Raw genomic sequence first — 9,319 nt, 5'->3', positions numbered from 1 at the left:
AGCGCACGACACGAGACGGGAGAATTGGCAATGGCAGCTCAGATGGCGGCATTGAACATCGTATTCGAGGCGCCGGATAATGCAAAGGGACCCTGTCCCTCGAAGGTCCGGCCGATCGATCTGGTCCACCTCGCCAAGCAGACGATGGGCGACAAGGCGCTGGAAATCGAAGTCCTTCAAATGTTTGCGCGCCAGGCGCGCGCCTGTCTGCAGGATATTGCAAGCGGCGAAACCATCCGCGTCGGCGCGGCCGCGCATCGCCTGAAGGGCGCGGCAAGTTCGGTCGGCGCGTTCCGCGTGTCGCAGACAGCGGAAGCCGTCGAGGAAACCGGCGGCGATGCCGGCGCGACGGCAGCGCTGGGTGCTGCCGTCATCGACGCCGAGAATTTCATCCTGAAGCTCTGCCGCGGCTGATCTCCAAGTCTTTGGTCGCTGCATGTCGCAGATGTCGTTCGAACGAGGCCCGTTGTTTCATTGCGGAACCACGGGTCTTTTTGCGACCTGCTCCATGACGCTTTGAAGACGGCGGGCACAGGCCCGATCTGCGACGCTATAACGAATTTCGGCAATGTTGACTGACGCGTCGAATTGTCGGAAGAAAATCCGCCCATCATTTGAAGACCGGAAACAGTCCTGATGCCCAAACTTACCATCGTTGCTTTCGACGGCACACGTTTCGACCTCGACGTCGACCAAGGCTCCACCGTCATGGAGAATGCCGTGCGCAATTCGGTGCCCGGCATTGAGGCCGAATGCGGCGGCGCCTGCGCCTGCGCGACCTGTCATGTCTATGTCGACGAGGCATGGACCGAACAGGTCGGTCAGCCGGAAGCGATGGAAGAGGATATGCTCGACTTCGCCTTCGATGTGCGCCCGACCTCGCGGCTGTCCTGTCAGATCCGCATGAAGGCTGCCTATGACGGGCTCGTGGTGCACGTGCCGGAACGTCAGGCCTAAAGCGCACTGCGCTTTGGCCTGATTTAAGCGCGCTGCGCTTTGCTGGCCGAGAATCTCCAATGTGGATCCCACAAAAAAGACGCCTCGCGCGCTAGAGCGAGCGAGGCGAGGCGGGCGCATTACCAACGGATGAGGGAGGAACATCCGCGGCTTCGGAACGCGCCAGGAGAACCCAGCGATGAAAGTCCAGATGCCGTACCTGCACTTTCGAATGTGTTCATATTAACGCGTTCCGGTTGAGTCTGCCAGGATGAAAAATGACCATTCAATCGCTGGGGAGGACGCAAGTTTCGCACAAGTTTCGTTGTGCAGCTAAGGTTTTCCACTCGCATCCCGGCTGAAAAAGCCTTATTTTTCGCCGGCCCGGCCGTTGATTCGATTGTTCAGCAATCTCAGCATACGCTTCTGGAAATTGACCGCCTCGACGCGGTCGAATCGCGCCTGCTGCCGATCGTGCTCTTCTATACCGCGAGCTGATTCGGCGGAGACGAGCTCCTGCATGGCCTCGCAACTGCGCTGCTGCGGCAGCGCGCGAATGGCGCGTTCCATGGCGCGGGCCTGATCGCGGGCGATTTCGGCATGGCGCTCCTCGTGGCGCTTGATATCGCTCGACAAGGCATCCCAGATCATCGACAGCTCCTTGCTGGCGCCCTTGCGGCTGCTCCAGCGCGGCAGGATGATCTGGGTGTGAACCGTGACCTTGACGTTGCCGACGCGGCAACGCCCGTTATCCTGAATATAGGTGGCTTCACCGCCAAAACGGATCTTCGTGGCACCTGGATGGCGCGCCGAAGAGCCGCTCGACGTCGGGCCGCGTCGGCTGAGTTCGCGATCGAGCTCATCCGCGGTTTTGCCGCGGATGCTGAAATAGGAATAGCTTTTCGATGCGATCACTTCTGCTGCCACCGGGCTGCAGACGGAAAGAGCAATGGAAAAGGCAATAGGAAGGACCATATAACGCACTGCAAGCGGCATTCTGAACGCAACCCGTGTTGAAATCGACAGGAGCTTGGGGCATAGCCACCGCAAGCGCAATATCGGATGGCGCTTTTTTCGCGATCGATGGGATAAGTCTGGTGAGAGGGTTCGAAGGCAGTTTATGGCGTGTCGGCCATGGCCGGCAGATCGAACTCGGCCGCCGTTCGGTGATCATGGCGATCATCAACGTGACGCCGGACTCCTTTTCCGACGGCGGGCGTTTTGAAACCGTCGATGCGGCGGTCGAACACGCGCTGCGGGCGGTGAGCGAGGGGGCCGGGATTGTCGATATCGGCGGCGAATCGACCCGGCCGAACGCGGCAGCCGTCAGCCCTTCCGAGGAGCAGGCCCGCGTGCTTCCGGTTATCGAGGCGCTGCGCGGGCGCACCCAGGCGCTGATCTCGATCGACACTTATCGCGCCGAGACGGCGCGGCTTGCGGTCGGCGCCGGTGCCCATATCGTCAACGATGTGTTCGGGCTGCAGAAGGAGCCTGATATCGCCGACATTGCCGCGGCGACCGGGGCCGGGCTCTGCATCATGCATACCGGCCGCGACAGGGCGAAGCTTCCCGACGTCATTGCCGACCAGGTGCATTTTCTAAAACGGTCGCTGGCGATCGCCGCGGCTGCAGGCGTCAACACCGACCGTATCGTGCTCGATCCCGGTTTCGGCTTCGCCAAGGAGACGGCCGAGGAGAATCTGGAGCTGATGGCGCGGTTTTCCGAACTTTCGCGCTTCGGCCTGCCGTTGCTCGCCGGCACATCGCGCAAGCGCTTCCTCGGCGCGGTGACGGGCCGTGAGGCGCAGGACAGGGATTCGGCGACGGCGGTCACCAGTGCTTTGCTCAGGCTTCAAGGGGCTGCGGTTTTCCGGGTGCACAATGTCGCAATCAACAGGGATGCACTCGACATCGCCGATGCTATGCTGAACGCGCGCAAGGAATTCGAGAGGAAGCGGCCAACATGACCACCTATACGATCACGCTGCAGAACTGCGCTTTCTTTGCGCGCCACGGCGTGCATGACGAGGAGGAATTCCTCGGTCAGCGCTTCTTCGTCGATGCCGAGCTCGACGTCGTTGCCGGCGAGGCGCTGGAAAGCGATTCGATCGACGATACCGTCAATTATGGCATCGCCTTCACCGTGATCGAGCAGATCGTCACGGGCAAGCGTCGTTACCTGATCGAGGCCTTGGCGCTCGATATCGCCAAGGGACTTTGCCAGACCTTCCCGCAGGTCCGGCGGGCGAAGATCACGGTGCGCAAGCCGAACGCGCCTGTGCCCGGCGTGCTCGATTTCGTGCAGGTGAGCGTTGAGCACTTTGCCTGAAGCCACATTGCAATCGGCCACCCTCGGGCTCGGCGGCAATATCGGCGATCCCGTGAAGGCGATGGCTGCCGCACTGCAACGATTGGACGGACGCGACGACTGCCGTGTCGTCGCCGTGTCCAGGCTCTATCGCACGCCACCCTGGGGCAAGACGGACCAGTCCTTCTTCTTCAATGCCTGTGCCGCGGTCGAAACCAGGCTGGAGCCCGAGGCTTTGCTCGATGTCTGCCTGTCGATAGAGCGGGAGATGAAACGAGAGCGTATCGAACGCTGGGGACCGCGCACACTCGATATCGACGTGCTGACCTATGGTGACGTCATCCAGGAGGCGCCGCGGCTGGAACTGCCGCATCCACGCATGACCGATCGCGGTTTCGTACTGATGCCGCTTGCCGATATCGCGCCGGGGCTGCTCGTCAGGGGCAGGGCAGTCAGCGACTGGCTTGATGATGCCGAGATCGGCGGCATCGAGGTGGCCGACGGCGGCCGCGACTGGTGGCTGAACGTCTGACGCAAAGGGACCGGAAAAGGAAAACGGCGGGAAACCCGCCGCTTCAGGAAAATCCGTTGTGCGATTTATCTACTCGATGGAGCCGACAGCCATTTCGTCGACCTGCCGGGTCAGCGTCAGGCCAATGACCGGGACCATCTGGCTTTCGACCTTGACCGAAACGGTGACGTTCATCGTCTTGTCGTCGCGCACACGGGCGATCATCGCGCCGTTCAGCTTGGCGCGGTTGATGCCGACGACGACGGTATCTTCACTGACGGCGCCGGAGACGACGTCAAGACCCTTGCCGTCGGCGCCGTCGAGGAATTTGCCCTTGTAGGTCGAGCCCGACTGCGAGATGACGGCGGTCATCGGCTGCTTGAAGACACCGACGCGGCAGGTGCCGTCGAGCTTGATGCCAGCGCCACTGTCGCCGGTGGGCTCGCCGATCAGGTTGCAGGTGAATTTCGTGCCCTTGTACTTGCCGGCGACGATTTCGCCTGGTCCCTTCCAAGAGCCGGCGACGGAATCGAAGAACGCCTTGTCACGGGTTGCAGCCGTGGCTGCCGGAGCGACATCTGCGACCGGAGACAATGCCGCGGCGGCCAGGCCGCATATAATGAGAAACTTGCGCGAATACATGGATTTTCCTTGGCAAACACCACTCACGAACTGGCTGCAAGTTTTGCCGAATAATGGTTAACCCTTCCTTTCGATCGTGCCGAAATGCGAGGCGATCCGGGGTTTTCGCGCGGCGGAAATTTCAAATTATCGTCGCTATGCCATTGAATCTTTGGTAATTATTTCGACCTTACGCAAGGGAAGGTGAAAGCTGCGGAATTGCGTCGTCGATCAGGGAGTGTTGCTGCGCGGTGACATGGAGGGCGTGAGGTCGCCGATGAAATCACCGATTCCCGGCCGCTTCAGGGTGCGGAAGGCGAGCGGGCGGCAGAGATCCATCGCCGCGATTCCAATGCGGGCGGTCATCAGGCCGTTGACGACACCTTCGCCAAGCCGGGCCGAGAGCTTGGAGGCCAGCCCGTGGCCGAGCACCTGCTGGACGAGGCTGTCGCCGACGGCGATCGAGCCGGTGACGGCAAGATGCGCGAGCACATCACGTAGCAGGCGGAACATGCCGAGCGTGCCGGGGCGGCCGCCGTAAAGTTCGGCCATGGCGCGGATCAGGCGCACGGCCTCGTAAAGCACGTAGAGCAGGTCGACGACGGCGCGCGGGCTGACGGCGGTGACGATCGAGACGCGCTTCGAGGCATTGACGATGAGCGCGCGCGCCTTGCGGTCGAGCGGAGCGAGCAATTCACGCTCGGCGAGCGCAATCAGATGCGGGGGGTCGATGACCTCGCCCTCGGTCGCCTTCAGCGTCGCACGGCCCTTCGATGTCTCGGGATTGGCGGAAAGCAGCGTGGTAAGGCGGGTGACGACGGCGCGCGCCTTGCCCGGCCGGGTTTCGACTATCGCCGCTTCCGCTTCGGCCTTGATCGCCTGGACGGCGGCAAGGCGCATCATGCCCGCAGTTTCGCGGATGACGAGGGCGAACACGGCGAGAATACCGACGGCGAGCACGGCAAGGGCGACATAACCCAGCCAGTCGGCGCGGGTGAAGAGATCGCGGATCAGGCTATCGGTCCAAAGCCCAACGGCGAGAGACACCAGGATGCCGAAGGCGCCGGCAGCGATCTTGCCGAAAGAGGTCCGGTGCTTGCGTGGCTCTGCAACAGGGACCGCGCTCAGATCCCTGTCGGGATTGAGGAAGGGATCGTCCTCGTCCGCCGTCACGACGACATTTTCAGAGAAGCTTTCCGGCTTGCGCCGCTCACCTGCCTGGCGGCCATTGTCGCGCCGCTCGGTGGCCTCATCCTCATAGGCGAAGGCGGCAGGCGGGCGGCGCGGCGGATCGGATGGGGGCTTGCTCATGCGAGACGGTCTCCGAACAGGAACTGCATGGCGCGGTCGAGGCGGATATGCGGCACCGACAGCTTGATGCCGCCGCCGGTTTCCTCAAGCTGCGGTGGGCGGAACCTGACGACGTTGACGTCGGGCAGCGGCAGGCTGGTCTCGCCCGAGGCGATGCGGTCGAACAGGCTTTCCGGATCCTCCGGCAGGTCGCCGGGGAAGATCGCGGTTTTTCTCAGGCCGTCGAAGCGCTCGGCCCCGATGGTTTCGCCCTCCATCGGCGTGCCGACGATGACAGGCAGCTCGTGGCCGTCGCGCTTGACGGTTGCCTCGCGGGTGGCGCGCACGGAGGCGAGCGCCATGACGTCGATGCCGGCACCGGCCATGCCGATGCGGTCGATGGCGCGATCCACCAGGCGGCGGGTCAAGGCGTCGAGCCGGTCGTGGCTTTCATGGTGGAGATGATCGGCCTTGGTGGCGGCGACCAGCACGCGGTCGATGCGGCGCCCGAGCAGCGAGGAGAGCAGCGAATTGGTGCCGGGGCGGAAACAGGCGAGCACATCGGTCAACGCCCGCTCCAGATCCTGCACCGCTTCGGGGCCGCGGTTCATCGCCTGCAGCGCATCGACCAGCACGATCTGGCGGTCGAGGCGGGCGAAATGCTCGCGGAAGAAGGGTTTGACGACGACCGATTTATAGGCCTCGTAACGCCGCTCCATCATCGTCCAGAGCGAGCCGCGGCCGGGACGCCCGTCCGGGGGCAGCGCCAACGGCGCGAAGGTCAGCGCCGGCGATCCGTCGAGATCGCCCGGCAGCAGCAGGCGGCCGGGCGGCAAAGTGGAGAGCGAGCGTTCGTCGGCCTTGCAGGCCTTGAGATAATCGGCAAAGGCCCCGGCGAGATCGCGGGCGACCATCTCGTCGGCGCCAGCGTGGATATCGGCAGCACGCGTCAACGCCAGCCACGCTTGCGACAGCTCGGAGCGGATGCCGGTTTGCGCAAGCGCGATCGTTTCCTCGCTGAAGGTGCGGTAGTCCTTGCCGAGAAGAGGCAGGTCGAGCAGCCATTCGCCGGGATAATCGACGATGTCGATCGACAGGCGGCCGGGCGAAAACAGCCGGTTCCAGCCGCTGGCGCTCTGATAATCAAGGGTGATTCGCAGTTCCGATATGGCGCGGGTCGAATCCGGCCAGATACGGTCCTTCACCAGCGCGCGGATATGATCCTCGTACTGGAAACGCGGCACGGCATCATCTGGCTGCGGCTCCAGCCGCACCGCCGAGACGCGGCCCGATTGCACCGGCTCGAACAGCGGCAGACGGCCGCCATGCAGCAGATTGTGAACCAGCGAGGAAATGAAGACCGTCTTGCCGGAGCGGGAGAGGCCGGTGACGCCGAGCCGCACGGTCGGATTGACGAGGCCGCTCGCCCGGTCGGTGAGATTGTCGAAGGCGATGCGGGCGTCGTCGGCTAGGGATGTCAGGCGTGGCGGCAAGGCGCAATTCCGGTTGGTGACTGCCGGCAATATAGGAAGGGTCCGCCGCCTGCAAAAGAAGAGCAGGACGAAAGACTTCAGACGACCAGGAAGTCGGTCAAGCGCCAGGCGTTGGTGGAAGCGTGGTAGTCGACGACGGCAAGGCCCGCCGTCGGGAAGCCGCCGGGAAGGGCGCTGACCATCGCCTCATGGCCGATCAGCGTCTCCAGCGCCTGTTCCATGGTCGGATTGTGGCCGACCAGCATGACGGCCGCCTCATCCTGCGAATCGACGATCTCGAGATAGGTATCGACCGTGGCGTTGTAGAGGGCGTCGACATAGCGCACCTCAAGCGTAACGCCCATCGCCCGGTGAACGGCGTCTGATGTACCGCGGCAGCGCAATGCCGTTGAGCTGATGAGAAGATCGGGACGGTAGCCCTTGTCGGCGGCCTTGTCGGCGATGATCTCGGCATCGCCATACCCCTTTTCGTTGAGCGGCCGGTCGAAATCGCGCTGTCCGGGTTCGGCCCAGGCGGCCTCGGCGTGACGCAGGAGATAGATGCGGTTGGGCGGAGGCAGCGGTACGGTCATGGGCAAAATCCAGGATCGGGCGGGTCTTTTCAGTAGCGGTTGCGATTGGCTGCCGTCAATCGCCCGCCATGCCGCAATTGCCGAAAACGTCACCGCCAACACGGCGTTTTGAAGGCGAAGACAAAAAGGGTGGCCGGAATAACCATGACAAAATAGACCGTTAGCCGAAAATTGTAACAGATTTAAAAATCTGTTTACCTGTCGTATTTGGCTTGAATCGCGACTAGCGCTTGGGATATACACCCGCCAGATGAGATGTTCTTCAGGAGAATCGCGTTGAGTGAGAAGATCGATCTTAGCAATTACGTTCCCTCGGAAGAGGAAGAGTTCATGAACGTAAACCAGCGGGCCTACTTCAGGACCAAGCTGGTTGCATGGAGAAATGATATCCTTAGAGAAGCGCGCGAGACCCTCGACCATCTGGCTGAGGAAAGCGCAAACCATCCCGACCTCGCCGACCGGGCGTCGTCGGAAACCGACCGGGCGATCGAACTTCGCGCCCGGGATCGGCAGCGAAAGCTGATTTCCAAGATCGACGCGGCACTGCAGCGCATCGAAGACGGCACCTACGGTTATTGCGAGGAAACCGGCGAACCGATCGGCCTCAAGCGTCTCGACGCCCGCCCGATCGCGACGCTGTCGATCGAGGCGCAGGAGCGCCACGAACGCCGCGAAAAGGTCTATCGCGACGAATAGCGGTTTCCACGCCGACATGAGAGTAGCACAATCGCCGCGATCTGATCGCGGCGCTTGTTCGTTGCGCCATCGTCCGGCGTGCCGGAGAGGAAGGTGGCTTCCGCAATTACAGCGGATCTCCTGTCGCCAGAGGTTTCCACGATCGCTCTCGCTCGGCCTCGGTGGAGAGGTCGATCACGACAAGGGTGCCATTCCGGATTCGTCGCCGCATGATGTCTGCACGCTCGGGATCCGTCCGGACCATGCCTTCAGTGTGCAGAGCCTGCAGCCTCGAACGTGAAACCGTCAGCTCGGACGCCAGCAGGCGGTCGAGACGTGTGCTTGTCGGGAACGGGACCGCCAGTTCGATTGCCAGTCTCGTCCAATTTGCCGCGTCGCGCTGCATCTCCTTTACGATTTCAAATTCGGCAAACTCATCCACACGCTGCGATCTGTGTCGGAGAGCATCGAGGTTGAAGGTCTCTGCGCGGATCCAGTCCGGATCGTTGGATTGCAGCGCCTCGAGGACCGCAGGATCGATGTCGCGGACATTCCGGCGCTCGAGGATCGGCCGGTTCCATGTCCTTTCGCAGTTCAGGCATTTGTAGATGAGCCAGGCGTCCAGCTTGCGGCCGTTGGCGTTGAGGCGGATCTTGCCGCTGGATTGGAAAGCTCTCAGGCCACCGCATCCGCCGCAGGCAATCCAAGGCTGGGGCGCTGTCTTGGGAATAACGGTCCATCGGACCCGAAGTGTATCGCACATATCGTCTTGGTCTTCCGTTCGGAAGTCCACCAAGATGGTGCGGGAGAAAACCCCTGCGGGCGCGGTGTGGCGATGTTGTGGGCGGCTGAAGAGCTGAGACAGCGGAGCTGCACATGGCACGATGTAACAATGCCAAACCGGTCTCTCGCC

The 9,319-nt window shown here is 62.4% G+C and carries 12 protein-coding genes; 6 read left to right on the top strand and 6 right to left on the bottom strand.

Annotation, left to right across the window (positions count from 1 at the left end; all coding sequences use genetic code 11):
- The first annotated feature begins 30 nt into the window (after positions 1-30).
- Together CO666_RS14775 and CO666_RS14770 are read left to right on the top strand one after the other, a co-directional pair.
- Positions 31-414: an Hpt domain-containing protein gene (locus CO666_RS14775; RefSeq protein WP_085737416.1), complete on the top strand. Its 384-nt coding sequence runs from the start codon at positions 31-33 to the stop codon at positions 412-414.
- Between the two features lie 222 nt (positions 415-636).
- Complete coding sequence (locus CO666_RS14770; RefSeq protein WP_085737415.1) at positions 637-957, top strand: 2Fe-2S iron-sulfur cluster-binding protein; 321 nt, start codon at positions 637-639, stop codon at positions 955-957.
- Between the two features lie 348 nt (positions 958-1,305).
- Here the strand turns inward: CO666_RS14770 and CO666_RS14765 are convergent, their stop codons facing one another.
- Entirely contained in the window at positions 1,306-1,932 is a 627-nt protein-coding gene (locus tag CO666_RS14765; RefSeq protein ID WP_097612850.1) for a DUF922 domain-containing Zn-dependent protease, read from the bottom strand.
- 101 nt (positions 1,933-2,033) lie between these two features.
- On the opposite strand from CO666_RS14765, the gene folP reads away from it, so the two are divergent.
- From folP to folK, 3 genes are read left to right on the top strand one after another with little or no spacing between them, the layout of a single operon-like run.
- Positions 2,034-2,903: a dihydropteroate synthase gene (gene folP, locus CO666_RS14760; protein ID WP_097612849.1), complete on the top strand. Its 870-nt coding sequence runs from the start codon at positions 2,034-2,036 to the stop codon at positions 2,901-2,903.
- Positions 2,900-3,265, top strand: coding sequence for a dihydroneopterin aldolase (gene folB, locus CO666_RS14755; protein ID WP_003569012.1), 366 nt, complete (start codon positions 2,900-2,902; stop codon positions 3,263-3,265). Before folP ends, folB begins: the two co-directional genes overlap by 4 nt.
- Positions 3,258-3,776, top strand: a complete 519-nt coding sequence (folK, locus tag CO666_RS14750; protein ID WP_179869695.1) for a 2-amino-4-hydroxy-6-hydroxymethyldihydropteridine diphosphokinase — start codon at positions 3,258-3,260, stop codon at positions 3,774-3,776. The genes folB and folK overlap by 8 nt, the downstream gene beginning before the upstream one ends.
- Before the next feature lie 69 nt (positions 3,777-3,845).
- Here the strand turns inward: folK and CO666_RS14745 are convergent, their stop codons facing one another.
- The 4 genes from CO666_RS14745 to CO666_RS14730 all read right to left on the bottom strand — a co-directional run bounded on the left by CO666_RS14745 (position 3,846) and on the right by CO666_RS14730 (position 7,731).
- Positions 3,846-4,397: a hypothetical protein gene (locus CO666_RS14745; protein ID WP_097612847.1), complete on the bottom strand. Its 552-nt coding sequence runs from the start codon at positions 4,395-4,397 to the stop codon at positions 3,846-3,848.
- A 210-nt stretch (positions 4,398-4,607) separates the two neighbouring features.
- The gene (locus CO666_RS14740; protein WP_097612846.1) at positions 4,608-5,687 is read right to left on the bottom strand and encodes a YcjF family protein; all 1,080 of its coding nucleotides are present in this window, start codon (positions 5,685-5,687) and stop codon (positions 4,608-4,610) included.
- The gene (locus CO666_RS14735; RefSeq protein WP_097612845.1) at positions 5,684-7,159 is read right to left on the bottom strand and encodes a YcjX family GTP-binding protein; all 1,476 of its coding nucleotides are present in this window, start codon (positions 7,157-7,159) and stop codon (positions 5,684-5,686) included. The genes CO666_RS14740 and CO666_RS14735 overlap by 4 nt, the downstream gene beginning before the upstream one ends.
- Before the next feature lie 77 nt (positions 7,160-7,236).
- The gene (locus CO666_RS14730) at positions 7,237-7,731 is read right to left on the bottom strand and encodes a SixA phosphatase family protein (RefSeq protein ID WP_097612844.1); all 495 of its coding nucleotides are present in this window, start codon (positions 7,729-7,731) and stop codon (positions 7,237-7,239) included.
- Positions 7,732-8,007: 276 nt separating this feature from the next.
- Here CO666_RS14730 and dksA point away from each other — a divergent pair, with 276 nt between their 5' ends.
- On the top strand, positions 8,008-8,427 hold the full coding sequence (dksA, locus tag CO666_RS14725) for an RNA polymerase-binding protein DksA (protein WP_003569003.1): 420 nt from the start codon (positions 8,008-8,010) through the stop codon (positions 8,425-8,427).
- A 106-nt stretch (positions 8,428-8,533) separates the two neighbouring features.
- Here dksA and CO666_RS14720 read toward each other — a convergent pair whose 3' ends face one another.
- Entirely contained in the window at positions 8,534-9,169 is a 636-nt protein-coding gene (locus tag CO666_RS14720; RefSeq protein ID WP_097612843.1) for a DUF1062 domain-containing protein, read from the bottom strand.
- Positions 9,170-9,319: the final 150 nt, after the last annotated feature.

It is taken from the genome of Rhizobium chutanense (genome assembly GCF_002531935.1).
Lineage (GTDB): Bacteria > Pseudomonadota > Alphaproteobacteria > Rhizobiales > Rhizobiaceae > Rhizobium > Rhizobium chutanense.
Note: the sequence above shows the minus strand (reverse complement) of the source record. Positions and strands in the feature narration are given on the sequence as shown.